The organism is Enterococcus sp. AZ196, from assembly GCF_050498845.1.
GTDB lineage: Bacteria > Bacillota > Bacilli > Lactobacillales > Enterococcaceae > Enterococcus_A > Enterococcus_A murrayae.
Map to the genome: position 1 here is coordinate 3,585,167 of NZ_JBIPAM010000001.1, position 26,761 is coordinate 3,611,927.

Genomic DNA, 26,761 nt, shown 5'->3' on the forward strand with positions numbered 1-26,761 from the left:
TGGCTAGAGTGGGCAACTGAATAATCACGTGTTTAATCTGGCAGCACAAACGAAACTATTTTTTTATTTGTTGCTGGGTTGAAACGCTTTCCAAAGTTGTTCATCCATGTGCAGAGCGAACAAGGTCTCCTTGTGAGAGCTGGGCGCTAACGCGCCCAGCGGTGAATGCAGAGTCTCAGTCGAGGTCTCCTCGACTAAGACTCAAGCATAGACGTTACAACGTTGAGAAAGAGTACGGTTTTGGGTCAGTTTCAAGCAACAAATGCAAAAAAATAGGCTTGTCGAGGGCAGCTCGACAAGCCATGACCCCCGTATTCTAACAGGGGGGTAGTGAAGACAAAAATCGAAGAAAAAAGAGGGAATAAAGGTTGGTGTAAAGCCTTTTTTCTTAGGCGCACACTCAAATTGAAAAAGTGCGATTTTGTCAACTAATTATGGAATTTTTTATTAGCATATAATTAATAAGAGAAAATTGCATCTCATCTAAATTTCATAATCAAGTTGGTATTCCAAAAATAGCTTACCTTTCTAAAGAAATTGGAGTAGAAACCTAAGCGAATAAGTATTTTAGTGGATATAGGGTTAGTCAAGTAAAAAAAATCTTTAAATTACTCTCGGATAACTTATACATGACCTATACAAAAGACTCAGCATTGATAACCATAACGTAAAAAAGCTTTTCAGAAAAGGTCTCCTGAAGGAAATTTCGATGATTTATCTATTGAATCCAAAGGATACTTTTATCCTAATTAAAAATCCAAAATCTTGAACAACAGAAAATGTTCTACCAACAATTTTTTCTTTAAACTCATATTTTTTTCAATTTCAGAATCGTACACCATAGAAAACAGTTCGACCTCTTGGGTTGTAATTTGTATTTTTGTATCCTATTTATAAATACTTCGATATCTTTCAAAATTCTCTCTTATTTGCCTTTTCTTTATTTCTTGTGCTTCTTCATCACTAAAAATTGACATTATATCTTCCCTGGCCACTACAGTTTTATTCGTGCGGCACTTTTTCCTATCGCCCCAGTTCATAGAGCTCCGCTATCTCCTCCGATAATTGGCCGGATAACATTGGAATTATAAGAAGATCCATAGTGTTAATTCCAATCTTCAAACATTAAAATACCTGCACTATAAAAAGTAACAATATCTTTTTTATATTCCTTCAGAAATTCCTGTTGCATATTTTTATTCATATCATTAGATTTTTCTTTTCCTTGAATAGGATTAAATTCTGAATCTAAGGTTAATGAGTTTCCCTTTCCATCAAAAAATACTGCTTCATTTTTCTCTTTTATTCATAATGAGTAACCATCTTCTCTTCTCACAGTTACTTGACGGACAGCGTTGTCAAATTGCAGATATGATATAGAATGTTTAGTTTGATATTTTGAAAGAAATACATATAAATCATTCTTTTTTTCGTACAAAGATGGGAAATTAATAAATTTTTCTGGCAAATTTTCTTGAGACCATGAATAATTATCTAACTGAGATAGACGATGATTAGTCCAAAAAAAACAAACTATATTTATCAAAATAAAGAATGAAATTAGAATTGAAGTTGCGAATATAATCCATCTCCACTTTTTCCACTTTCTTCCTTCTTCCAAATTTTCGTCAATACTATTAACCATATTCATATCCTCCTTAATTAGTTCATCTAAGGAAAGATTCAACAATTCACTAAGTTGAACCAATGAGCCAACGTCCGGATAAGTGCGTTCATTTTCCCAGCTTGAGGTTGTCTTATCTGATACGTTCATTGATTCAGCTAATTGTTTTTGAGTCCAACTTTGTTTTTTTCTTCGTAATGAAATATTTTTCCCGATAGACCTATTGAATCTCCTCCTACTTTTTGGGATACAATAAAACCAGCAGTATACCTATCTATGTTTCATAGAATACTAGTTTCTAAACTACTATACATATCTTAGAGAGGCAAATTGAAGAGAAACTTCTTAGGTAAAAAGTGTTATTTTATAATTTGATTGATATATCTAATTTCCTCCTATTGCGCAACTTTTATTCTAATTTCATTCCCATGCGTTGTCGATCGTTGTTGTGACTACTTCTTACATTTGATAGTATAGAAATGAGTTGATACATCAAAAGAGTGTATTCCAATCAGTTCGAAGATCGTTGGAATCAGCCCAATGGTTTTTATTTATCTGTTAATTGGCCTTCATTTGTTAAATTCGTATCACTATTAGTTAGGAGACCGTACAATGCGCTACTATATTTGCGACAAAAAACCTAATTCCAGAGGCTATTATGAAGTACACACACTATTATGTCCCGCTCTACCTTCCAAGGATCGAAGGAAAAATGTAGGGAAATTCCGTAATTGTAATTTGGCAATCCGATCCTTATACGATCTCAATATAAACAAGACATTTAGATTCACTGGCTGTAGATTATGCTGTCGCCCTTGTTCCACCTCATTTGAACACTAATCAACATCATTGATAGCCAATCTTTATGAGTTTTTTCACTTGAATTACTCCAGTTTCTGGTAATGGTATTATTGTTCAGCTCACCGCTCTCAACTTGAGTGCCAAGGTTCTATCATTTTTATCTACCACTGAACCATTCTAAGTTTTACAACTTTGCAAAAATGAACTTATCCTCGCTCAATTGAATACTGGTGGAATGGCCGTAGCAACAAAGATAAAGAAAAACACGGAGCCATTGAAAATAGATTTTTCAACAATTGAAAAAGTTGCTATTGAGGAACTTGGATTCAATTACAAAATTTCTATTTCTTGTGATGATGGAGATATCAATTTGGTTGCTCAACAAAAGGAGCTTTCAAACATTAGAAGTAGCGGCGCTATAACTGCTGAAAACGCATGGGGAACCGAGAACTGGCATGCTAACAATTTAGATGACACTCTAAACGAATTAAAAAAATTATCTAAATAGCTATTAAGGAGCATAGTTAGATATAGCTATGCTTCTATTTTTTCTCATCTTCCTTGAATACCTACTCTATTGCTCCAACTTCTGGAACTTTTTCTACTTTGTTTCCTCCGTTAGCAGAGGTAATTTTCATTTTCTTCTGATACTCGACTTGCGCAATACGCTTTAAAATATATAGTGCTGTTTTCCCTCTAAAAAGGCTTTCTTTACACTTTCTAACAGGTTTGATACTATAAATTAATATATATAGGAAGAGTTGATAACCTTTGAAAATTCAAAAAAAATATTTTTATCTTTCAATTTTCTGCTTCATAGTTCTGGCTTCACTAGAACTTTTTTCTTTAGGAGTAATTGAACCTTTTCTTTTTGGCTACTATTACAGTGACTACACAATTTTTCAAAAAGGACTTCATTCACTTATTACCTCACTCCTTTGGGCGATTTCCATCATGGGCATAATCAGATACAGATCCAAATTGGATAGCGAAATAAGAACCAAAGAGAATGAAGACGTCACTAATTTAGGTTTTTTTATATTTATTTGTCTTCTTTTTTCTGTAAAGTTATTACTTATATTGACTGGGGGACTTTAAAGATTATTGGAGAAATAAGAACCAAAGAGAACTTATATCTTGTTATCACTCAATATATCTACTATATTTTTGAAGTTGCTTTAGTATCAATGATTATTATTTATGCTCAAAAATCAATTGATTCATCACCAAACTTATCCTGCCCTAAACTTTTTCCCTTTGGTGGTTTAGTTCTCTCATTAACCTGGGGTGCGTTTCATTTCATTTCAAATGGGATAGATCTTTGGAATGGCATATCCTGCATGCTATTTTCCTTATTGGCTGGCATGGCATATCAGATCACAAAGCAAAACGAGAAATACTTGTTATGTTTCGTAATGATAGGCTATTTAATATGACAGCCGTAACTGTATCTTTCTCAAGGTTATGTTTGATAAAATCACTGCTATTCTACTCTTTCTTTTGTATGCTAATGCTCCAACTAATGGAGCTTTTTCCTACTTTATTTCTTCCCACAATTCCTCCGTTAGCTTAACTTTCTATCTATCAATTTTCAGCTAGTCAATGTATACTTTTACTAAATAACAAGCGAAAGGGTGTTACATTATGAAAAACAAAACTTCCCTTGTAAAAAAAGCCGGGCTATGGATTGCACTGCTAATATTGGGATACTTAGCAGCAATCTTTGTATCAAAAGTACTTCTACAAAGATAGTAATTTCTTATCACTTACTTTAATTACCTCCTATCCTTATGAGGTAATTTTTTAATGATTAAAAGTCGTTAGCTGACTGAAATTTTTTCTAGTAGAATTGAAAATTGTGTTTCTTGTGTAGAACCTTTACCTTCAGTCCAACTTGCTGCAATCTTTCCATCACTACGACTAACCTCAATAATCTTTCCTCTAGCTACCACAAATTCGTATTCATCATTGAAACGATACAAAGCTTTTTTAAACGATGAATACAGCTCTGGAAAATTGCCCTCATCATCTGGACTACAAGAAAATGTCCAAACATGTTTCATATTATTCCTCCTTCATGCCCTCCGCTTGCATACTTTTTCCGTATGATATAATACCATTTAAAAGGAGTGTGTTTATGAAAAAGCGTTGTAATTGGGCAAACAATAATGAGTTGGAGAAAATCTATCATGATACGGAATGGGGAATTCCTGTTCATGATGATCAAACACTATTTGAATTTCTTATCTTAGAAAGTATGCAAGCTGGTCTAAGTTGGTCTACAATTTTAGCTAAACGAACAACTTTAACAGAAGCTTATGATAATTTTGACTACAATCAAATTTCAAAATACTCTGATAGTAAAATTGAGGAGCTTTTAAATAACCCAGGTGTAATTAGAAATAAGTTAAAGGTTAAATCAGCAATCAGTAACGCAAAAGCTTTCTTGAAAATTCAAGAAGAATTCGGCAGTTTTGATTCTTTTATTTGGAATTTTGTATCCGGTAAAACCATAAATAACCATTGGGATACCATTGAAGATGTTCCTGCCTCCACCGAATTGTCTGATAAGATAAGCAAGGAGCTTAAAGAAAGAGGTTTCAAATTTCTTGGTACAACATCCGTTTATGCATTCATGCAGTCCATAGGACTTGTAAATGATCATATGGACTACTGCTTTAGAAAATAGAAGTCCTTCTTTAGACACTGTGAAGTTAAGTCGCAGTGTCTTCATTTTGTCGAAAAGTCTGTGATAGCCCCAATTAATGGAGCTTTCCTACTTGATTTCTTCCTATAACTGAACTTTTTGCTTTCTTCAAAATAAACAAAAATATATGCTTTTTCTGATTGAATTCTCCCGTACAAATCACTATACTTAACACTATGAATAGGTGGTGATTTTTTGAATCTAAAACAAGCTAATTTGGGCATTATTATTACAGCAACTATCTTATCATTCTTTTTCTGTCTTTCTTTATATACTTCCAATTGGTACTTTCTTGTAGGGGCAACAGGTGCGTTTGCAATGCTTTTTTACTATATTTCATGTCGAGTTGCTGCAAAACGAAAATCCTCATAAATTATTTTTCATTTAAGTCTCAGTTTTGAGACTTTTTTACTTTATAGCCCCATACTATGGAGTAGTTTATGCCTTAGCGTGGATGTTACGATAGCAAACCTTAGTTTGTGGAATTATTTAAATCTCATTTCTCAAACTCAATTGCTGCAGGAACAAACTTGATTTCACTCACTGGTGTAATCGTCCATGTACGCGTATCTTTATTAAATGTTTTAATTCCTTCAGTCGTACAAGTACAATTAAGATCCTCTATGATTTTTTCTGCAAGACTCCCATTGTAACAAATTGAAATTTACCTTTTAGGCATTCGTTGTTATGTATTTGTAGTAGTTTATCTTATTTTAATCCTGAATCTCAAAATAAAATTTCTCAAACAATCCCAATCAGCAACTGTTTCTCTAAAATATATAAAGTTGTTCATCAAAAAAAATGACTTAGTTATTGAAGTCTCAACACGTTTTCGATTGCAGCATTTTTCTTTTGATCTTTTCGAAAAAAATGCTGAAAAATACAAGGTATCATTGTAGTTATTTTAATTTTCTATCTTACGTGCTGTCAATCCCGATTTTCAAATGTAATTTTTTGCCGGTGAAAATATGCTAGTTTTTACCGATTTTCTTCCCTTTCTCATCTGTAGGTGCCTGAAGAACATCCTTATCAAGCAAGTAGTCTTTCATGCGATAAGATCTCCCAGTAATTTTGATTAGTTGAGAGTGATGGACCAATCGGTCCAATATGGCATTTGCTAATGTTGGGTCTGAGAATACTGCTCCCCATTTTGATAATGGGATATTCGTTGTAATAATCGTCGATTTCGTTTCATATCTCCTGGTGATTAACTGGAAAAAAAGATTTGCACCAACCTCTGAAATCGGTAAATAACCAATTTCGTCGATAATGAGTAGTTTATATCGGCAGTAATTTTTTATTAATGCTTCATGCCGGTTTTCTTGATAGGCTTTTGTCAATCGCTGAATCAACTCATTACACGTAATAAAATAGGTGCTGATTCGTTGGCGACAAGCTTCCATACCTATCGCCGTTGCTAAATGTGTTTTGCCAACACCGCTGCTGCCGATAAATAAAATGTTCTCTTGCCGTTCCATAAAATGCAGGCTGGATAAGTCCAGCAGTTGCCGTTTGTTTACACTCGGCTGATAGTCAAAGTCAAAATCGGACATCCGTTTTTCATAGGGGAAGTGGGACGTTTTGATATTCATTTTTTCCGCCCGTTGTTTCCTAAACGCTAATTCCCGTTCCGTTAATGAATAAAGAATATCGATTGTGGACAGTTCTTTTGTTTTTTCAGATTCTAAAAAATGAGGGAGATATTCTTTGATCTGATCTAGCTTTAACGTTGTTAGATTATCTAGTAACTCTTGGTATTGTGACATGGTGCCTCCTAATAGAACTCGTCGTAGAGTTTCAAATTTTCTTGAACATAGTGTGCAATTTCTTCATCCGATTTTGACCGATAAATGTCGGACTTTAAAATTTCCTGCATATCATCTGAATGATAATTAAATTTTTTTGACTTAAAAGGTGTCTTTGAATACATTCGCCGTTATAATGAATAGTAAGTTCGCCGGCAACAGCTTGGAGAGAAACTGTCTTGCCGATATAGCGAACGGGTACAGAGTACTTATTCTTTTGATAAATCACGAGCGATTCTTTGGATACCTTACGAGAGAGGATATCTTGTGTGTAGGTCGTTAGTAATTTCGAATCAAAGGGCAATAAGTGCTCTTTTTCGTGTGCAGTAAATTTCAGTATTGGTGGACCCTCAATTGCTTGAGAAGTTTCTTTGTTAAGCTCTTCATTGAATTCAAAAACAAGATCAATCAAATCCTCCAATGTATCAAATTCGCCATTGTATACTTTTAGTTGCTCGACCGTTCGAGCTAAGGCTTCCACTTTCCTTTGTTTGCGGACGATAAGGTCGACAGGCAATTGGTTTAAATCCTGCGTCTTTACTGTATTCATAGAACCTTTGGTTCCAAGTGACCTTTCTAAACTGCGTTCTACTTTGATCAACAACAGTACGCATATTATCAAACCAAATTTCATGAGGAATTCCTTCTGAAGAAAGAAAGGCATTGTTCAAACAACGAAGTAATGTATCTTGTTTTCTGTCTAGCGTTAACTCGATATACTTCCAACGTGAAAAGCCTAGAACATATAAAAATAAATTGATTTGAAACCGTTGACCCGAACGATTGTAAAGGACAAGATCTTCTTTCCAGTCAACTTGTGCAGACAAACCTGGTTGGGTTTCAATTCGGATCGTCGCTTTCTGAATGTGTGTTTTTCGCAATTGGCTGCAGTAATCTCTTAGAATAGAATCCTTCCCTTCGTAACCTTTCTTCTTGATAAAACGATAAATCGCTGAAGCAGAACAGCCTAGTTCAACTTTCTCTTGAATAATTGACCGAAAAGGATCTAATTTGCTTGGCCGTTTTTTCGGTGCAGCTTTCTTTTTAGATAGATTGTTTTCGTAATAACGTTTGACAGTGCGTGGATCACATTCGAACTGTCTAGCTAAATGGGTAAAATTAGGTTTAATATCACTCATAATATAAATTTGAACTCCTTCACGTACATCTGATCGCATAAAATCCTCCTGATTGTTTTTAAACCAGTGTACTAAAAAATGTAAGAAAAACACCATTTTTCTCGTCGGCATTTTCTTACATTCTACTGTCGGGATTCACACGTGCCCCACATTTTAAATTTTTTTAGCTTAGTTTTTGGCTTAGTTACAAGTGATATCTAATCAAATCGAGGGTTCCAAAAAAACATAAAACGTTGATTTAACAACCTTTATGACATGTCACAATTTGCCATAATACCAATTTATAATTCTACTCCGTTTTAATGTGTAAAAAAATTGCTCAAGTAATTACTGCGATTTAAAAAAAGTGAACAGGGCCTCCTTTATCTAAGAAATTTAGATTCAGCGTCTTTGATGGCTTAGTTATATATTTAAATACTCTAAGAAATAGATTTTTTCATTGCTATAATTCCATTGTGGAATCATAATCAAAGTCGTAATAGTCAGTGTATTATTACTGATTCCTTTTTTGTTGAAAAAAAGGGGACTTTTTTATGGATAAGAATACGGTTAGAATACTCCTTGGGGTCATTTGTCTTATTTTTTTTGCTCTATATTTCAATGTATCAAATGTAGATGAAACAACAATGCTTACAGAATCAACTAGTGATAATTTAGCAGAAGCGTCTGATAACTCTGTATATCCCTCAAATTTAGATATTACTAATTTCAAAGGAAGTCATATCAACTCAGGGATACTAAAGGTTACTATTGGAGAAAGTGTAAGTCTCAATTACAAGGTTTCATATTACGGAGAAGGTGATTCGACCGCTCTTGGAGTACAATCAAGCCCGGTTAATGGAGTAAATGTTCAAGTAACCGGTAATAAAAATGCTGCAGGTCTTATTCTCGTTACGGTGAACGGTGAATTCTCAGATGTAAATATTATTTTTTCTGTGACAGGTGGAGCGAAGGCTTATTCGCAAAGTATTAGACTGGAGAAAGTACCAGGAAATGAGAATGATAATATTCCTCCGATTACAAATACACCAGAGGAGCAAGTAAATCCATATCTGAATATGCCAAAAGAACCAGTAGAGTCAAAGACGAATACACCAGAAGTACCGATAAATCCAGATACAAACATGCCAGAGGAACCAGTAAATCCAAAGACGAATGCACCAGAAGAACCGGTGAATCCAGGTACAAACATGCCCAAAGAACCAGTAGATCCAAAGACGAATATACCAGAAGTACCGACAAATACCGATATAAACATTCCTGAGGAACCGATAAATCCTAAAGCTATTGTTCCAAAAGAAAGGAACAAACAAGATGTTGAGAAAAAGGCTGAGGTTATTGGTATTTATAATAAATTATCGAAACAAAAAGAGCTTTTTATATTTTCAGAGGCAAATGCCGCTTCTTCGAAAAAAAGTGAAATTAGGTACCCAAAAACTGGTGATTCACTGGGCTACTGGAGTAGTAGCTTAAGTATGATAGGATTACTTATGGTTCTTCTTATTTGGAAAGTGAAGAAATAGGATCATTTTCAATAGATCCACAATAAAATAGCCTCTAGACTTGTTATATTTTGGACATGGCATTAACCGCGTTTAATTGTTGTTGTCTGGATTTTATTATTACGATACTAGTAGAATGAGTCAATGATTCTATTAGATTGTAGAAGCTTTATTCTAAAATTAGTATGGTGGTTAAAATAAATAGTTCGAATATTCTAAACTATTTCAGAAGGGAAATAATTAAGCCCAAAAATTGAATATAGCTTTTGGCTTAATCATTCAGATTTTTGGAATATGAATTATAAGGAAATCATGGTAATTTCATTTCTTATGTGCCCCACCTTTTGAATGCCAAATTGAATGCCATTCTGAATTTTTAATTGAAAGATATTGATATCTTATATTTTTGAAAAACTTGATATGAATGTGACTGATTCAAAATGAGTTCTATTGATTTGTTCACTCATCTTTACCCAGTCGCTCAAGAAGCTTAAAATTAATTAGCAATTAGCTCTCTCCCTTGTTGTTCAAGGGAGGGAGCTTTTTTTGCGTTATAAAGAAGGTATAAAATTCTCATATGACTAAATAGCTTTACAGCAGGTATATCCATAGTTGAACGAGTTCGCGAAGCCTTTCTTGTTTATCTATGGATAGAAATTTGTGATACTAAGTTTAGCCAAGCAGTAGTAACAAACTATGATAAAACAGAAGTTAATAAACTAATAAGAAAAAATGTGAGATTTGATAATCCGCATAGGTTAGTGTTAGCTAATTTTATAAATAGTTAAGATCAATTCGTTCAAATGGATTGGTCTTTTTTGTATAGTTTTCTTTTTCTATTAGAAGTTCTTATTTTTTTTATTAGAAAATAATTAGATCGACCTGCCGTTCAGGGTTGTAAAATGACCGTTCGTGATATTATATTATTTTTATTGTGATTTGCTGTTTTCTTTTACAGCGAAATGTGATATTTTAAATTAGGTTATCAATAATGATTATCATCTATTAATACCTGTATGGATTCTAAGGATACGCAGTTGTTCTCTCGAATATCAGAAAGCAGTAATCAAAATCTGTTGTTTTAATCATGTTTTATACGAAATGACGAAAGTTTTCTTATGCATATTTTGAACCATATAGTTTTGAATAATGAATCATTATAAAAAAATAAATCAATAAAGTATAACCAGAAATTAATACTAACTATTTATAATAACTTGTTTGGTTAGTTATATAATCAAAAAAGTCGTTGTAAAAATGCTAGTGTTAAAATAACTTATATTTTTTTTAGGAGGAGTTATCAAATGTCGGGAGCAATTACAGTAACACCAGAACAGCTGAAATCGCAAGCCAAGGTTTACCAGCAGGCATCAGCTCAAATTGAAGATGCAATCCGCAAGGTAAATTCGATGAATCAAACGATTTCTCAACAATGGCAAGGTGAAGCGTTCCGAGCGTACTTAGAACAGTACAATCAATTAGAAGGCAACGTGAAGCAAATGGAAGAACTGCTTGAAAGTATTCACGGACAGTTGAACAAATATGCGGATACCGTTGCAGAACGTGACCGTCAAGATGCTGGGTCATTCGGATTAAATTAAACAAAAGACGAAGAATGTCAGCACGGTCGTTGTGCTGGCATTTTTTGTTTAGGAGAAAACTATGCAGAAGAAGAGACAAAATAGATATTCATTGCTAGGGATAACGATTGGCGGAATTTTGCTGGTCGCCGTACTACTTTTTTTTGGTTTGAAAGATGATAACTTGAGAAAGGCAGCGGAGGATCAGACTTCTCAGGTCACATATGCTTTGGTAAATGAGGATAAAGGTGCGAAATTTGATAATCGACAATACATATTAGGCAGAGATTTTGTTACCTTGATTAACAATGATTTGGATCATAATTGGCAGACGACTACAAGAAGTGTAGCAGACTCTGGGATTTCGAATGGACAGTTCGATGCGGTAATCTATATCCCACAAAATTTTTCTGAACGTCTGCTTGATTTGAAAAGTATTGCACCAGATCAGGCGGTCATTGATTATCAAGTGAGCGAAGGACAAAACGAGTTAACCAATCAGGCTGTTCAGATGAAGGTTGATAGTATTTTGAAAGAATTCAATCAGCGAATTGTTCAAATGTACTTTTCCAGCATTATCGGTAATCTTTCTGAGGCCCAGAGAAATGTAAACACTATTGTTCAAGGGGATAAGGAGACCCACACAGAGTTAGCGGCAAATATCCAGAGTCCATTTAAGGATTTACCTGATGGTTTTTCATCCGTGTTGGACGTTTCTAGTATCTTGGATGCTGATAATAAACGTTTCATCGCCGAACAAAAAGGATTTGTCGATTCTGTGAATCAATTATTGGATTCGAATAATGAGGGGTTGAACAGTTCTAGTGATTCAGTTGAGAAGAATAAGGAAACTGTGGATCAATTTACGGAAGATGTAAATAAAAAAATAGAAGAAGCCATTGAACAGTTCAACGAACAAGTAGAGCTCCAAAAGAAACAATTGGAGACGCAATGGGAAAATGATTTGACGAATTATCAGGGGCAATTTGCTGGATTGAATCAATCCTTGATGCAGCAGATGAATAATTTCTATCAAACGGATTCAGACTCTTCGAAGACCAGCGGCGTATTGGTTGATTTTTATGGACAGGCCGCCTCTTTCAAAGAAAATCAAGAAGAGCGTAAAGCGGAAATAAAAGCTGAAATCGCACAATTAGATGAACAGGTAGAGTCTTTAAAGGTGCTGAAAAAAACAATCGCTGACACCTATTATGCTGACGGAGAAAAAACACCAGACACAGCAACTGAGGAAGATGCGAAAAAAGCGATATTAAACCTGGCGGATCTTTCTGCTAGTCAGAATTCGTCGAAATTGAAAGATCAGTACCTGCAAGTATTGAACGACAAAATCAATATGTTGAATAGGGGAGAACTGGAAGCGTTACTGGATCTACTTGCTAACGAAGGGAAAATTACAGCGTCGCAAGCAGAGCAATACAAATGGGAGCTGGAAATTATTGGTCGATATGCCAGTGATTATGGCGTCGCTTTTAATCCAGGACCAACATTTACCTATTTGTCCAACAGCGATATGCCACATATAAATCCAGTCGATATCGTTCAATCACAAACATTTGTCATTCAACCTAATGGAACAACGACGCTTGACTTAGATTCGGGGTCTAATGTAGAAATCAAGGATGCTGCGGTACTTGCAGCACAGATCGAAGCAACACTTGATAGTCAATTGGGTGTGTATGATTATGACGCTGCAGTGACGGCAACTTCTTCAAAAAGACTAACCATTACTACTGCGTTGAAACCAGGCGGAACACCACCTGCGAATTTACCGAAGCAAATTGGCGTGACAGTTCAGCCAACGATTCAATGGACGTTGTCGGATGTTGAATTAAAAGATTCCTTCGTCAACCTTTTATATAGCTGGCGTGTTAATGGTTCTGAACAGGTTTCGGGTTATTACGCGAGCTTTGTTGATAAAAAAAGTCCGTTAATCAATGATTTGCCGCACATTTTAGCGCAATTTGAAGCATTAGGCAGTTGTGCACAACAGATTATGACGCTTTTTGCTGACCCAAGTCAACAATCCAGTGTAGCTAGTTATGTTGCAACAATCAACGATCCGGCAAATCTTGAATTGAAATTAGAGGATTTTGCGACTAGCGAATCGATTTATCATTCATATGACAACATCACCGAGGACGCTAAGAAGAATTTGATTCAAAATTCTTTGGTAAAAGAGTACAAGGTAGCGGGAGATAAGCTTTATCGTCAAACAGAAACTCAAATCAATGCTCTACTTCAAACGATTGGAACAAAAGACAATGCGGCAAATGAAAAAAATACGTTATATAGCACGCTGCACTTTATGATGGAACCAGAAATGTTGAATAAAGAAGCACAGAAGTTAAATCAATGGTTTGCTGAAGCAAATAAACAAATCGCAGCAACTTATGGCAGCTGGAAAGAGGCGGATAAAGTTCAAGCAGAATCAATCATCAACGCTGAGAATCCTCATCCTGAATCTGGCGATACAAAACCAATTGCAGAATCAACTGCATCGATCGTAGATTCAATGAAGCAGCTGGTCGAAACAGCGAAGCAATCCGCTGATTCAACAAGTAAATCGGCTGCAGAAGTTGAAGATGTGGGATCGAAAATCGAGGACCTAACGAAAACAACAAAAGAGGTTCACGGAAATGCCAATAAGGTGCTAAATAATTTGGACAAGGTAGTGAAGGATGCCAATGAAAAAGACACGACCAACGATATTTACAGCAAAAATTTCGATAAGGTTCTTGCCAACACTCGCCAAGGTGGAGCAGATAATCAAAAAGTCTTTAATTTCTTAGCTAGTCCGATGAATACATTGGGTGAGTTTGGTGAAAATCGGACGATCTCAGTTATTCCTTACTATCTAACCTTCATCGGGACACTTGTCGCGATTTTTATCGGCTATGCTCTTTCTTCCAGTCTTTTTGAACGCCAGCTTCGGCAGCATGACTTTTTTGTTACGCAAAGTCGTATTTGGAAAAATACACCAAACGCATTACGCACATTAATCATCAGCGTTATCATCGCAGGCTTTGTCAGTGTGCTGACAGCATCAATGATAACGGTGAAATCAACAAGCAGCTGGTTGAGCTATACGTTCCTAGTTTTCTTGATGTGTCTATTATTCGCTACTGCAGGTGCAAGGCAATTTAGAAAAGCTAGTTTGTTCGTAGTGGGACTTCTTTTTGGTTTCTACCTGATGATGACTCCGCTTTTAGGAATGACGACAACACCTGGAAGCTTGGTTCGAATCATATTTAGACTCTCACCTTTACAGAATATCGAGAATGGGTATAGCGCACTAATCAACGGTGTGTCGATTGGTTGGCTGACCTATTTGAGCTTGATTCTTTTTGTGGTGGTGGCTTTAGGAATGAATTTCTTAGTGAACATACAAAAAGATGCATTGGGTGAACCATTAGGACAGGTGATTGATCATGAATAAACGGAAAATCATCGGTTTATTGTTGATCTTAATAGCTACTGGATTATTTGGGAAAGAAGCTGTAGCGGAAAATGGCAAACTGATCATTAATAATCAAGTGATTTACGAGAAGAACAAGGAAAAAGAAGATTCGATCGAGTATCTAATTGCACCTGATTTATTTCTAGATAATAAAACGGCAAAGGATCAGCAGAATTTGGCGGCTCGTGAAAAAATCACGCGGCTAGCTAAGGAGAAAGTGTTTGTTACAAAGCAATTGCCTGAAACTGGGAAAGAAGTAAGATCCTATGAAAAAAAATTATTCCTAGAGAATTACGAAGGAGCAGTCGCTCACGTGAATCAAAGGACACAACGTTCCGATTCGATACCTAAAGGACTGATTTATCTTCTTGCGAGTGCGGTGATCCTGGGGATGCTTGTATTAGGAATTTTTCTTGGACGTAGATTTTCAACAGTTTTTGTTAGAAAAAATTAGGAGGCAACAAACTTGGAAGGTAAAACAGCAATCAACATTGGTCTGCATTTTAATGAACAGGTGATCGATCTGCGTATCCCAAATCGGGTAACACTGGAGCAGTTGGTCCCCTTACTGCAAGAAGCTTTGACAATCATGAATGTCACGCTGCCAGAAAGCTTTTCCTTAGAGCTGATCAATAAACCAATTAGGATCAATCCGCAGCTGCCATTAGCTAATTATCCAATCAGCGATGGCGATCAATTATTTGTAAGAACGGAGAAAGAAAATAATGGAACGAAATGATGGGACAACAACGATCGAACAAACATTAAATCAAGAAGCGTTAACGACACGTTTAACTGCGAATCAGTTTAAGGGAACGATGATCGCGCAATATCAGTCGATTCTAGAGCAAACGGATGATTGTTTAAAAGGAAAAATCACTCAGCATACTGAAGAGGAATTGATAATCAATTATGAAATCCCAACGCTTGCGGAAACGACAGCGAAACTAGCTGAGCGGTCAAGTGAGTTGGAACGACTAGAATTGGCACAAAAAATGCGCTTTCTATTAAAACAGCACCAGCAATTGATCAATCCTTTTGTACATCCGGAAAATGTATTTGTCGTTGGCGATACTGTTCGATTAGCACATCGAGGACTATTAGAAATCATCGCTCCTTTTCAACCAACAGATGAGGTCTTTTTCAAACAATACAAGGCGTTGATTTGTTTTATTTTGCAGCCAAAGCTCGATTTTTCAGGGTTAGTGGACGGATTAGGTGCGGTTAAGCATGCTCTAGTGGAGAAAATTTATCTTGCGGCTACACCAGAGGAGATCGATCAGCATCTTTCGGAATCAATTACGATTCTGCGAGAAAGAAATCGACGAGAAAAGAAGCTGGTGAAGAAGCAGCATTACCGTCTATTCAAGTGGGGAAGTATCGGCCTGCTGGTCGTTGCGATCGGACTGGGGATCGGATTATCCGTTTATGCCGGACGAGTGGTTCCGCTGCAAGAACGAGTGATCGAAGCGGAGTCGAAATTTATTTTTAATGACTATTCTGGTGCAGCGACAGAGTTGAAGCAGGATGAGGCAGAAAAATTGCCGACTTCGGCGCAATATATTTTAGCAGTCAGCTATATTCAATTAGACAGCCTGACCAATGAGCAGAAAGAAGCAGTGCTGAATACCATTTCGCAAAAATCTAGTGAAAACACCTTGCTGTTTTGGATCTATCTTGGTCGCGGAAACTTTGAAAAAGCCTTAAGCCTAGCGAAAAATATTGGAGATAATCAATACGTTCTTCATGCGTATACCAAGCTATACGATGCGACAAAGGCTAATACCCGAATGGACGGCGAAAAGAAACAAGAGTTGTTGAAGGAATACGAAGAGCAAATCAATAACTATGTGAAATTGCTGGGAGGACAAGCCAATGATGACCAAGCTAAATAATCAGCCTTGTCCTTCTATCGATGATCAAATCATAGAAAAGGATAGCATTCTTTTTGATGTTTTTCTTTTTGAAGAGGTCTTTGATCATAGCGAACTGTCGGAAGGACAAACGGTTCATTTTCATGGGTCGGTGATCAAATGTGTAAACGGAAAAATCTTCTTTGAAAATTCTGTAGCATCTGAAAAAGAAATAGTTGTATTGCCTCATTCCGATTTAACGGTCTTTACGACAACGTTGCCAAAAGAAAAGTGGACGATCTCAAAAGCATATGGTTCAGAAATTTGTATAGCCAGCGAAACCATAGGTGTCCTTTCTACTAAAGAAAATAGGAAAGAATTGACACTGGCAGTAGAGGCGAATGGAGAAAAAGTCTACTGGAATGATAAACGAGTGGAACAGCTGGCAACAGAATTCGCTGTTGGTGACCGCGTCATTATCGGCGGCGTCATGATTGAGCGGCGGGAAAAGCAATTTAAAATCACTTGCCTGGAACAAACGATTCACTTGGATTTCCGCAAAGTAATGCCGGAAACAGAAAAAAATGAATTTCCAATCAGCTTTCCTGATTTTCGCCGAAGTCCGCGGATTCATCTTAAGCCGCCTAAAAAGGAGCAGACGGTGACGCCGCCGAGTACAAAAGCCTCAGAGGGAAAAAGTGAGATTCTTCGATCAATCGTTCCGCCGTTAGGAATGGTTGTACTCAGCGGTGCCTCCAGTGTATTGAGTGGAGGAAATCCGATTATGATGCTCAGTATGGGAGGAGCAAGTTTATTAACTGCAGGTTTTTCGGTCTCCAGCTATTTCACGAATAAAAAGGAAACCAAACGAAAAAATAAACTGCGTAGTGAGACCTATCAACGTTATATGATCCAGCAAAAAAAAGAATTGGAACAATTATCCGCTGAACAACGCGAGGCCTTGGAATATCAGAATCCTGAGATGGAAACATTGTCGCAGATGGCGAAAGAGTATCACCCACGGATTTATGAGCGGACGGCGATGAATGCTGACTTTCTTCAATTTCGGTTAGGGACCGGTGAGATACCAACGAGTTTCAAAGTTGATTTTCGTAAAAACGAAAACGAAGTCGATCCCTTGGCTGAATTTGCCGAAGAAAAAATAGTGCGACCACATCAAACATTGAAAGCAGCACCAATTACTACTACTTTGTTGGATCAAACAATCGGATTAGCTGGGACACCAGAAAATCTGCAAACAGCAGTTCAAAGCATTCTATTCCAAATATCTGTGTTTCATTCTTATCGGGATGTTCAGTTTATCGCTTTATTAGCAGAGGAGGATTATCAGGAGAAGTGGCAGGATTGGCGTTGGCTGCCGCATTTCCAATTACAGCAATTGAATTTACGCGGTATGATCCACAATGCTCAAAGTCGCGATATGGGGCTGAACTCCTTTTATCAACTGATTTCGAAACGACGCCAGCAGCTAAAGGAATCGGAGAAGAATGAAAAAATTCAATTTTCTCCCCATTATGTGCTGACGATTTTAGATGAGAGCTGGTTGTCCGGTCATGGTTTGAATGAATACTTGGCCGAAGACATGAGTCAATACGGGGTTACTGTTATTTGGGGCAAGGAAACGGCGAATATGCTGCCGGAAACAACGACGACGATGATTGACTATCAAAGCAGCGAGGCGGCCACCTTGGTCAATGAAAATCATGTGTATGTCAATCAATTTTTCCGTCCAGTTCATTTGCCAAAGGAATTTACCGTGTCTGAAGCCATCCAACGGTTGGCGAATTTGAACCATGTGGAAGTAGAAAAAAATGCGATTCCGGAAGCGATCGATTTTCTTGGCATGTATGAAGTCAAAAGAACGGAGGAGCTGCAGATTGCTCAACGCTGGCAAAAGGCCAATACCTCGAAGTCATTAGCGGTGCCGCTAGGGTTACGGGGAAAAGATGACATTGTGTCATTGAACTTGCATGAACGCGCCCATGGACCTCACGGGCTGGTTGCTGGCACGACCGGTTCTGGTAAATCAGAAATCGTGCAAAGCTATATCTTGTCTTTGGCGGTCAACTTTGCGCCGGAGGATGTCGGTTTCTTGCCGATCGACTTTAAAGGTGGGGGAATGGCGAATTTATTTGCCAAATTGCCGCATCTGTTAGGATCCATTACCAACTTAGATGGTGCAAGTTCTGCACGGGCCCTGCAAAGTATTCGCGCGGAGCTGCAGAAGCGTCAACGGAAATTTGGTGAGTTCGGGGTCAATCATATCAATGGATATACCAAGCTTTATAAACAAGGAAAAGAAGTTGCTGATCCTGTTGAAAAGAAAAAATACCCAAGCGATCCATTACCGCATTTATTCCTGATCAGCGATGAGTTCGCTGAATTAAAAGCCAACGAACCTGATTTTATGGCGGAATTAGTTTCCACTGCCCGGATCGGTCGATCATTAGGGGTTCACTTGATTTTGGCAACACAAAAACCAAGCGGCGTCGTGGATGATCAAATCTGGTCCAACTCTCGGTTCAAACTAGCATTGAAAGTAGCAGATCCTGCAGATTCAAATGAGATCATCAAAACACCTGACGCGGCAAGTATTACTCAACCAGGTCGTGCGTACCTGCAAGTCGGAAACAATGAAATTTATGAATTGTTCCAATCTGCCTGGAGCGGTGCAACGTACGATCCAAATGCGACTTATGAGGAAAAAATCGATGAACGAATCTGGTGGATCAATCATTTAGGTCAATATGAATTATTGACGATGGACCTTTCAGAAGATGAGGTTGCAGTCGTTAAAACGGAAGAAGAGCAAACTCAGTTAGACGCAGTGGTTGAAGCAATTGCTGACTACGCAGATCAATCTAGAGCGGTTCTACCTGATAAGCCTTGGCTGCCGCCGTTAGAAGAAGTCATTGATACACCAGTGATTGATTTAGCTGAATGGAAAAAGGAACGTCGCTTAGCTGTACCATTAGGACTAATGGATATTCCGACACGTCAAGAACAGGTGAACTTTGATTTTGATTTAGAAAGCTTTAGTCATACAGCGGTCTATGGGTCACCAGGGTTTGGTAAATCAACCCTGCTGCAAACACTACTTATGAATTTAGCACGGCAAAACAATCCGGAACAGGTTCAATTCAATCTCTTTGATTTTGGAACGAACGGTTTACTGCCATTAAAAGATCTGCCGCATGTAGTGGATCATGTTCGCTTAGAGGAAGAAGAGAAGCTGTTGAAATTTCTGAAACGAATTCGTACCGAAATTCAACGGAGAAAAGAAGCATTCACTGCTTACGGTGTAGCGAGTCTGTCGCAATATGAGAAGAAAGCCGGCGTTTCATTACCGGTAATCATCACCGTCGTGGATGGATTTGATGCGATCAAGGAATGTCCGCTAGAAGAACCGATCGAATCTGTTCTGAATCAGCTATTAAGAGAAGGCGCCAGTCTAGGGCTTTATGCTGTGATGGCTGTCTTACGAACCAATAGCTTCAAAATGAGCATGTCGAGTAATATTCCGTCACATATTGGTTTGTTCTTAGTCGAAGATGGCGCGATCCGCGATATTGTTGGACGCGATGCGTTGATCCCGCAGGAAATTATCGGTCGAGCACAAATCAAATTAGACATGCCGCAGGAGGTTCAAATCTATCTGCCAGCAAAAGGCGAAAACGACATCGATCGTCTAAATCATCTAGAAGCAGAAATCGAAGAACTGGACCGTGCGTGGGAAGGTAAACGCCCAACAAAGATTCCAATGCTGTCGAATGTCATCAGCTTGGAAGAGTTTTATGGAAACAAAGAAACCCAGCACATGCTGGAACAGTTGCAGCTTCCGATCGCTCTCGACAAAGAGACAACCGCAGTCATAGGATTTGATCCGCGGGAACATGGCTACTTTGTCATTGGTGATGACACACCTCAGCAGACTGAATCCATCGAGCGAGTCATCATGGAAAACTTCAAACGATTGGCCGGACAAGCACAACGAATCATTTTTAATAGTGGGGATCGATTTGATGGCTACTTAGAAAGTGCAGACATGCTGGTCTCTGAAGGCGAGTACAGTACCTTTACTAATGACTTGATCAGCGAAATCAGTGAACGCGAAGCCAGCGGAATACACGAGCCGATGTTCGTTTACATCCCAGATGTCCAGTCATTTAGCGATAAATCCTTTATCACCAGTGAGAACTTCAATCGCTATCTGAAAAAAGGACCAAAAGTTGGGATCTATTTCATTCTGCAAGGCAATCAAAAACAAATCGAAAACAGCTTCGACGATGTCAATAAAACTCTGCGGGCAAATATTCCAGCCGGAATGGCAGGAACTCGCTTGATCGATCAAAGCTTTGTCAACGTGAAGAGCAGCTACAATGAACCGACTGTTGAGTTGGATGAAAGTCACTTCTTTGTAGGCAGAAATGCCTGTCGAGTGAAGTTGATTAGTGAATAAAAAGTGTTGAATTTTGCTATATGGCATAATCCCGTGCACTTTTAATGAGGAATAAATACTAAACACTGAGAATATGGCAGTCGAATATGCTGCCAACTCAGTGTGGCTAAATGAGAACGAAATGGATTTGCCGATAATTGTTCAGCAATGAGATTTCAAAAATAAAGAGACTTGGAAGGATGCTGATTGAAAAGATTCCAAGTCAGTAATAAATTTTCTACAAGAAAAGGAAGAGATACTTTGAAAGAAACGTTAAAAGCAGCAAAACAAAAGATGAAAAACGAGAGTAGGCCGTACAATACGTACAGTTATTATTTGACCCTCCCGATTATATATATTGTTTTATTGGTCCTATCCTTTTTAGGGTTTGATATTGGCAGAACAGTAGGAAATGTCCTTTTTGTGTTAACTATTTTTGCGCATATTGGGGCAGGCAAATTGAAATTAATCTCTAAAAGAAAGCATGTGGCGCCTAGTTTACTTTATGCTGCAAACATCATTTCGCTGCTATTGATTCCTCTGCTCTTATTTGATCTCACAAGTGGTGGTGCCGGGGACACATACTTTGGGCTTTTAGGACTAGTTGTGTTGCCAATTCAAATACTAATGATTGTTTTCTTTTTCATCAGTGCTAATGATATAAAAAAGGCCTATCCAACTATGAAAGAAGATGCAAAAAGTTCTCGTGAAGAGTATTTAATGGCAAAAAAAAGTAAATAAAACAAAAGTGAATCATACCGATAATTTTTATCTAGAAAATAAAAGGGGAGTTTTAGTAATGAAAAAGTTTATGAAAGTGTTATTAGTTAGTAGTTTAGTGTTGATGGTCAGCGGCTGTTCAACGAAAGAAAAAGCAAAATCAGAGAAAAAGGAAGAATCTGCTCAATCTTCGCTGGTCGATTTAAGTGTCGAAGATGGAGCTTATATCGTTCCAATGGATAAGACGACCGGGGATGATGTGAAGTATTTAAGTCTAAACGTCAAGGTAACCAATAAATCAGATAAGAAGCTGGAGGTTATGCCAGATGATTTTGCTTTATACGACGAAGATGGCAAGAAGACTTCCAACGAAGATATCTATAGTTCTGACGATCAGTTCAAATCAATGAGCTATGAATCATTATCAGAGGACAAGAGTCTAACCGAGCCGATCGTCTTTCAGGTAACGAAGGGAAAAAAATATGAGCTGCATTATAAACCAACGATCTTTAATCTTGATGACGCAGAGGATGAAAGTAAAGAAGCTGGTATTGAATTAAAAATCGATCAAACAAAATATAAAGACGAGACAGAAGAAGTTGAAAAATTAGCCGATCATTATATCCAGACGGTATTCATGGGAGCAGAAGAGAAAAAAGATGAAAAACTCGAATTAGGGAATGACTTAGCAAAAGAAAAACAAGAGTTTAAAGATTCAAGCATCAAATGCCTAAAAAACGAGTTTGAATATTATGAACCCTCAACTCCAGAATTAGAAAAAGTAATCACTGAAATGCAAAACACGAATAAGAATAAAGGAAAAGTCACCTATAAGTTCAACGAGTTTTATCCAAATTTTGCGTCGATCTATGTAAGACCAGAAGTTGTCTTATTCGATAATGTCGATTCTGAAGCGATCGGTAATCAATTCGCAAATGAGAACGAAGGCAAGTATGAAGAATACGATGATGCCCTTGATCGTGATATAGAAAAATATTTTTTACAAGAACTACCAGGAAAACTTGGTTCTTCTCCAATCAATACAGATCCAGACATGGATGGTGAAGGCTACAAAATTAATTTAGAGAAAAAAGATGGCAAATGGCAAGTCAAATCTGAAAAATCTAGCAACAATTACAATTTTGCAAGTTTAACTCAGACATTTAGAGGCGGATTGTACGAGTAACGTTTAGCGATCGTTTGTTTGGACGGGTCTGTAAAGACCTGTCCATTTGATGGTGTAAAGAGGAAAAGTAGCACGAATCAAATGTTTCAAGAGGTAATTCATGTGAAAAATATCAACTATTGAGGATTATCTATATTGGAGAAAATATGAAAAGAAATAAGCAGAAGAAAGCGCAAGAAAAGAAAATACCTGAGAAGAAGTCAGCATTATTTTGCTTGCGCAATAAGATCATTTTGCGGAATAACCAGACAGTTATTTTTCTATCCAGACAAAAATTTGCTCGTTTCATACGCTTGCTTTTAGCCTGTATTTTGATAGGTACCGCTTTAATTTTTTATTTTGATCAAAAATTTTTTTCAAGGAATCTTATTGAATTAAGGCAGTCCTTTCTGGAGAAGGATGAAGATAACCAAAAGAAGCAAGTTGAGTATTTGGATGATTTTGCGGAAATCTATGTAGTGGATAAAGATGAAGCTCCTTCTGATCCTAAGTTTTTAAACAAAGTCCCAAGATGGAATCGAGAGATCTACAACAAAATTACCACGGCGACAACAAATTATACAAAAGAGTATCATATTGAGTCCTATACAAATGGTGATAGGTACGATGACTTAATAAAAAAAGTAGGTACCCCACATCAAATCAATAAGAACGATGATGAAGATGGATTTACAACTTATCATGCATTGTGGAGTGAAACTAGTAATTATTCTGATTTAGATTGCTTTTATGTTTATATTGAGATCGAATATGAAGCCCAAGGTAATCAGATTATTTCGAAAACTTTTAGAGGTGGAAAGTATGAAGATGATTATTAAAGGAGGTAGGCAATCTGGATAAAAGAAAGCCAGTCTACTATGAGATTACACGAAGACAAATTTATTGGTTGATTTTTTTACTGATCTTGATACCAATTATTATAGGTAGTTCTTCTTACCAGGATCATGTTCGTGATACCTATCTTTATTTTAGTCAAGTTACAAAAGAAAAACCTGTTAAGAAAAAGAATAATAAAACAGAGCTGCTCAAGGAAGGTCTATCCATCATACCCGGGTGGAACAAGGAGAAGTATTCCAAGATAAAAGTAGAAAAATCCAATCCATACGAGGTAGAACCAATAAGAAAAGGAACAGATTTTTCTAAAGTTATTGAGGAAGTTGGTCATCCTATGAAACTGCAGATTAGTGATGAGTTCTATCGAGAAGTTTTTCATGCTACATGGAATTCTCCTTTTGATGATGGTAATGGAATCTGTGTACGTATTACTTACGATAAGGAGACCAATCGAGTAGTTGAAAAAGAAATTTCTATTGATTAGGGGATGGGAAGGGCCGCAATGAAAACATCTGATAAGCCAAACATTATTAAGCCTGAGAATGAAGAAGTTCTATTAGTCGTAAATAAAGAAAAAGCACAAAGTATTCTTTGGATCGTAATAGGCATATTATGTCTAGCTAGTGCCTACATCAGCTTATTTCACGCGGATATTATCTCGAATGCAGGTGAAAAAATGGCTCCTTATTTTGTCATTGAAGAAAAAAAAGAAGCTCCCAATCGAGTGATTCAGCCACGAAGCTATGAAACAATGATTGGCCATATTTCAAAAATATCAGGGTGGAATCAAGAGTTGATTGAAGGAATAGAAATTGCGACGGAGCATTCTAAGATGCTAGAAGACTATCAGAGGAAAGTCACTTTATATGAAGGTGGAGACAATTTCGACGAGTTGATTCAAAAGGTCTCTGAACCCTCACAGGAAAGTGAGGATGAAGAAGGAGATTTCAAAATAGTTAGAGTTACTTGGAGAAAACTTATTGCTAAGAAGTTGGTGATAGTAATCACGCTAACCTACGAAAAAGAATCCAGACAAATAATAAACAAGAATTTTAGTTGGGAAACCATATAGGAAGGTTTTAAGTGTCATATGGAAGAAGTTTACCGATTCACTAGAAGGCAATTACGTTGGTTTATATTCTTGTTGATTGCTGTGGTAATAATGTTCGGAGTTCGACCTTATCGAAATTATTTATATCTAGCGTATTGCCAGTTCTTTGATAAGGAAGAAGAAGTCGCTGAAAAACTCAAAGTAATCAATGAGGAGAAAACAATCAATTCGATTTCGAACATACCGGGTTGGAGCAAGGAAAAATATGATGGGATAAATATCGCTATTGTTGAGTTCATTGGAAATGATGAAATTCTTACAGAGGGAACTCTTTATGACGAGGTGTTAATGGATGTGCCAAGACCAACATCAATTTTCACAAATGATACGATAAAAACGGGAACACAAGTTGTTGTTACTTGGCAGGCTCCAATAGAAGCAAAACAAAAAGGATATGTCGAGATAGTATTCGATCAAAAAACTAAGCAGGTTCTCTATAAAAGCTGTAGTTATGATTTGTAACGTTAAAACTAAATAGAAGGAAATTTCTATTTTGAGGATTTTTCAATAATAAGATTTAACTAAATTAGGAGAAATATTAAATGAAAAGAATCAATCAGGTACCAGGTGAGGTTACATTTCTTCAAGCAATCAAGGATTTTTTTGCTGGGTATGTAGAGTTTAGAGGACGGACAACCAGAGCGGGCTATTGGTGGATCAGACTAATAGGGATAATCATAAGTATTGCTTTTCTATCGATGACAATAAGTCTGTTTATGTATGCAGCGATGGAGGCGACACAATACTATCAGTATGATAATTATTCTTATGAGGATTATCAGGCGATTGGGTACGATTTTTTAAGTACGATTTTTCGCTATATTCCATTCTTCTTGATCTATGGAATAGGAGCTCTTGCGTTATTCTTACCAAATTTATCCTTGGGATGCAGAAGATTACGCGATGCTGGTTTGACTGGTCGGGGAATTTTTGTGAACTATCTTATGATTTTTGGGCTGTCATTTCTTATGAGCTTTTTCTATACCGCAAATATCTATGCTTACGAAACAGTGACTTATGCACTTCTAGGACTGCTTTGTTCAGGGTTAATTTTTATCATTTCCATCCAGCTATTCGTTTTCACTATTTTACCTACTGATAAATTAGAGACTCAAAGCAGTAATAAACTAATAAAATTCTTCTTTCGAGAAAGAATTTTAGAAGAGTCAGATCCGTTTTTTACAACAGAAAAATAATCTGAGGAGGATTTTTATGAGTGAAGAAGAGGATAAGCAGCGAAGAAGAATGCAGGCTGCACAAAAAAGAAGACAGGCAAGGGACTTAGAAGAGCAACGAACGGTTATTCAAGGAAAAAAAGCGAAATTAGAGGCTAAAATTGAAAAGCTAGAGAAAGCTAAACAAGAGATTACGGCAGCTATAACAAGCGTATCTGGATTTTCCAAAGGATTGTCTTCTTTAAAAGATGCAGGTTCGGGATCTTTTCAAGGAGATCGTAAGGATAAGTATGATAAAAAGGTTGGCGATGTCGAAAAAACGTTAACAGCTTACGAAAAAGGGCACACAGATAATGTAAGTAAAATCGATAAAAAAATACAAGATTTGAAAGAAGATTTGCAACGAGTAAGTATGTCTATTGGTGCTTTAGACGTTCGAATTGGTGCACTAGATGCGGCTGCAGCTCAATTAGAAAGTTAAACGAGGTGATAATGTGGGAAAAGGAAATGTAGGTGTTGGAGTAACTTGGAATCAGACTGTCCACAATGCAACTCATACGGTTAGCAGCATTGGTAAGATTGAGTCGATTCAATTAGCAAAAACGGATTTAGAACCTTTTAAACAATTTGAGAAGCTTATTCCTCAAATCAATAGTTCATTAAGTAGTTTTAAAAGCTTTACACAAGAAGATGGACAAAAGATGATCAAGGCCGGTAACAATAAAAAAGCAGATGATAAAGCTGGATCTAAAACTATGAGGATTCAAGGAAAGGGGTAGTGACTGGA

General features: G+C 37.0%; 21 protein-coding genes and 2 pseudogenes. 18 read left to right on the plus strand and 5 right to left on the minus strand.

Annotated elements, in window-relative coordinates:
• Positions 1-1,306 precede the first annotated feature (1,306 nt).
• On the minus strand, positions 1,307-1,645 hold the full coding sequence (locus IGI67_RS17245) for a hypothetical protein (protein ID WP_429958534.1): 339 nt from the start codon (positions 1,643-1,645) through the stop codon (positions 1,307-1,309).
• A gap of 72 nt (positions 1,646-1,717) precedes the next feature.
• A pseudogene (locus tag IGI67_RS17250) lies at positions 1,718-1,873 on the minus strand (helix-turn-helix transcriptional regulator); the annotation flags it as partial.
• A gap of 787 nt (positions 1,874-2,660) precedes the next feature.
• Between IGI67_RS17250 and IGI67_RS17255 the strand changes: the two are divergent.
• Entirely contained in the window at positions 2,661-2,933 is a 273-nt protein-coding gene (locus tag IGI67_RS17255) for a hypothetical protein (RefSeq protein WP_429958535.1), read from the plus strand.
• 1,312 nt (positions 2,934-4,245) lie between these two features.
• On the opposite strand, the gene IGI67_RS17260 is transcribed toward IGI67_RS17255, so the two are convergent.
• The gene (locus IGI67_RS17260) at positions 4,246-4,488 is read right to left on the minus strand and encodes a hypothetical protein (protein ID WP_429958071.1); all 243 of its coding nucleotides are present in this window, start codon (positions 4,486-4,488) and stop codon (positions 4,246-4,248) included.
• A 74-nt stretch (positions 4,489-4,562) separates the two neighbouring features.
• Here IGI67_RS17260 and IGI67_RS17265 point away from each other — a divergent pair, with 74 nt between their 5' ends.
• The gene (locus IGI67_RS17265; RefSeq protein WP_429958070.1) at positions 4,563-5,114 is read left to right on the plus strand and encodes a DNA-3-methyladenine glycosylase I; all 552 of its coding nucleotides are present in this window, start codon (positions 4,563-4,565) and stop codon (positions 5,112-5,114) included.
• A gap of 989 nt (positions 5,115-6,103) precedes the next feature.
• Here IGI67_RS17265 and istB read toward each other — a convergent pair.
• A complete protein-coding gene (gene istB, locus IGI67_RS17270; protein ID WP_429956808.1) occupies positions 6,104-6,898 on the minus strand; it encodes an IS21-like element helper ATPase IstB in 795 nt (264 codons plus the stop codon).
• Between the two features lie 8 nt (positions 6,899-6,906).
• A pseudogene (gene istA / locus IGI67_RS17275) lies at positions 6,907-8,115 on the minus strand (IS21 family transposase).
• 494 nt (positions 8,116-8,609) lie between these two features.
• On the opposite strand from istA, the gene IGI67_RS17280 reads away from it, so the two are divergent.
• The 16 genes from IGI67_RS17280 to IGI67_RS17355 all read left to right on the plus strand — a co-directional run bounded on the left by IGI67_RS17280 (position 8,610) and on the right by IGI67_RS17355 (position 26,753).
• Positions 8,610-9,599, plus strand: coding sequence for a hypothetical protein (locus IGI67_RS17280; protein ID WP_429958536.1), 990 nt, complete (start codon positions 8,610-8,612; stop codon positions 9,597-9,599).
• Between the two features lie 1,283 nt (positions 9,600-10,882).
• On the plus strand, positions 10,883-11,179 hold the full coding sequence (locus IGI67_RS17285) for a WXG100 family type VII secretion target (RefSeq protein WP_207106780.1): 297 nt from the start codon (positions 10,883-10,885) through the stop codon (positions 11,177-11,179).
• Positions 11,180-11,240: 61 nt separating this feature from the next.
• Positions 11,241-14,615 (plus strand): type VII secretion protein EsaA, encoded by a 3,375-nt coding sequence (gene esaA / locus IGI67_RS17290; protein WP_429958537.1) that lies wholly within the window; start codon positions 11,241-11,243, stop codon positions 14,613-14,615.
• Entirely contained in the window at positions 14,608-15,090 is a 483-nt protein-coding gene (locus IGI67_RS17295; protein WP_429958538.1) for a hypothetical protein, read from the plus strand. The genes esaA and IGI67_RS17295 overlap by 8 nt, the downstream gene beginning before the upstream one ends.
• A gap of 12 nt (positions 15,091-15,102) precedes the next feature.
• Positions 15,103-15,375, plus strand: a complete 273-nt coding sequence (locus tag IGI67_RS17300) for an EsaB/YukD family protein (RefSeq protein ID WP_207106777.1) — start codon at positions 15,103-15,105, stop codon at positions 15,373-15,375.
• The gene (essB, locus tag IGI67_RS17305; RefSeq protein ID WP_429958539.1) at positions 15,362-16,531 is read left to right on the plus strand and encodes a type VII secretion protein EssB; all 1,170 of its coding nucleotides are present in this window, start codon (positions 15,362-15,364) and stop codon (positions 16,529-16,531) included. Before IGI67_RS17300 ends, essB begins: the two co-directional genes overlap by 14 nt.
• Positions 16,512-20,969 (plus strand): type VII secretion protein EssC, encoded by a 4,458-nt coding sequence (essC, locus tag IGI67_RS17310; RefSeq protein ID WP_429958540.1) that lies wholly within the window; start codon positions 16,512-16,514, stop codon positions 20,967-20,969. The genes essB and essC overlap by 20 nt, the downstream gene beginning before the upstream one ends.
• Before the next feature lie 240 nt (positions 20,970-21,209).
• Complete coding sequence (locus IGI67_RS17315) at positions 21,210-21,689, plus strand: hypothetical protein (protein WP_242550161.1); 480 nt, start codon at positions 21,210-21,212, stop codon at positions 21,687-21,689.
• A 58-nt stretch (positions 21,690-21,747) separates the two neighbouring features.
• Positions 21,748-22,854 (plus strand): DUF4352 domain-containing protein, encoded by a 1,107-nt coding sequence (locus IGI67_RS17320; RefSeq protein ID WP_429958541.1) that lies wholly within the window; start codon positions 21,748-21,750, stop codon positions 22,852-22,854.
• A gap of 146 nt (positions 22,855-23,000) precedes the next feature.
• A complete protein-coding gene (locus IGI67_RS17325; protein ID WP_429958542.1) occupies positions 23,001-23,672 on the plus strand; it encodes a hypothetical protein in 672 nt (223 codons plus the stop codon).
• 68 nt (positions 23,673-23,740) lie between these two features.
• On the plus strand, positions 23,741-24,172 hold the full coding sequence (locus IGI67_RS17330; protein ID WP_429958543.1) for a hypothetical protein: 432 nt from the start codon (positions 23,741-23,743) through the stop codon (positions 24,170-24,172).
• A gap of 18 nt (positions 24,173-24,190) precedes the next feature.
• Complete coding sequence (locus IGI67_RS17335) at positions 24,191-24,760, plus strand: hypothetical protein (protein WP_429958544.1); 570 nt, start codon at positions 24,191-24,193, stop codon at positions 24,758-24,760.
• Between the two features lie 18 nt (positions 24,761-24,778).
• A complete protein-coding gene (locus IGI67_RS17340) occupies positions 24,779-25,261 on the plus strand; it encodes a hypothetical protein (RefSeq protein WP_429958545.1) in 483 nt (160 codons plus the stop codon).
• Between the two features lie 80 nt (positions 25,262-25,341).
• Complete coding sequence (locus tag IGI67_RS17345) at positions 25,342-25,995, plus strand: DUF805 domain-containing protein (protein WP_429958546.1); 654 nt, start codon at positions 25,342-25,344, stop codon at positions 25,993-25,995.
• A 16-nt stretch (positions 25,996-26,011) separates the two neighbouring features.
• Positions 26,012-26,455, plus strand: coding sequence for a YwqH-like family protein (locus tag IGI67_RS17350; RefSeq protein WP_429958547.1), 444 nt, complete (start codon positions 26,012-26,014; stop codon positions 26,453-26,455).
• Positions 26,456-26,468: 13 nt separating this feature from the next.
• A complete protein-coding gene (locus IGI67_RS17355) occupies positions 26,469-26,753 on the plus strand; it encodes a hypothetical protein (RefSeq protein WP_429958548.1) in 285 nt (94 codons plus the stop codon).
• The last annotated feature ends 8 nt before the right edge of the window (positions 26,754-26,761 follow it).

Coding starts and splice junctions, on each gene's coding strand:
- IGI67_RS17350 (WP_429958547.1), top strand. CDS start 26,012: ATGAGTGAAGAAGAGGATAAGCAGCGAAGAAGAATGCAGGCTGCACAA.
- essC (WP_429958540.1), top strand. CDS start 16,512: ATGATGACCAAGCTAAATAATCAGCCTTGTCCTTCTATCGATGATCAA.
- IGI67_RS17335 (WP_429958544.1), top strand. CDS start 24,191: ATGAAAACATCTGATAAGCCAAACATTATTAAGCCTGAGAATGAAGAA.
- IGI67_RS17255 (WP_429958535.1), top strand. CDS start 2,661: ATGGCCGTAGCAACAAAGATAAAGAAAAACACGGAGCCATTGAAAATA.
- esaA (WP_429958537.1), top strand. CDS start 11,241: ATGCAGAAGAAGAGACAAAATAGATATTCATTGCTAGGGATAACGATT.
- IGI67_RS17320 (WP_429958541.1), top strand. CDS start 21,748: ATGAAAAAGTTTATGAAAGTGTTATTAGTTAGTAGTTTAGTGTTGATG.
- IGI67_RS17260 (WP_429958071.1), bottom strand. CDS start 4,488: ATGAAACATGTTTGGACATTTTCTTGTAGTCCAGATGATGAGGGCAAT.
- IGI67_RS17340 (WP_429958545.1), top strand. CDS start 24,779: ATGGAAGAAGTTTACCGATTCACTAGAAGGCAATTACGTTGGTTTATA.
- IGI67_RS17245 (WP_429958534.1), bottom strand. CDS start 1,645: ATGGTTAATAGTATTGACGAAAATTTGGAAGAAGGAAGAAAGTGGAAA.
- IGI67_RS17295 (WP_429958538.1), top strand. CDS start 14,608: ATGAATAAACGGAAAATCATCGGTTTATTGTTGATCTTAATAGCTACT.
- IGI67_RS17265 (WP_429958070.1), top strand. CDS start 4,563: ATGAAAAAGCGTTGTAATTGGGCAAACAATAATGAGTTGGAGAAAATC.
- IGI67_RS17345 (WP_429958546.1), top strand. CDS start 25,342: ATGAAAAGAATCAATCAGGTACCAGGTGAGGTTACATTTCTTCAAGCA.
- essB (WP_429958539.1), top strand. CDS start 15,362: ATGGAACGAAATGATGGGACAACAACGATCGAACAAACATTAAATCAA.
- istB (WP_429956808.1), bottom strand. CDS start 6,898: ATGTCACAATACCAAGAGTTACTAGATAATCTAACAACGTTAAAGCTA.
- IGI67_RS17285 (WP_207106780.1), top strand. CDS start 10,883: ATGTCGGGAGCAATTACAGTAACACCAGAACAGCTGAAATCGCAAGCC.
- IGI67_RS17325 (WP_429958542.1), top strand. CDS start 23,001: ATGAAAAGAAATAAGCAGAAGAAAGCGCAAGAAAAGAAAATACCTGAG.
- IGI67_RS17280 (WP_429958536.1), top strand. CDS start 8,610: ATGGATAAGAATACGGTTAGAATACTCCTTGGGGTCATTTGTCTTATT.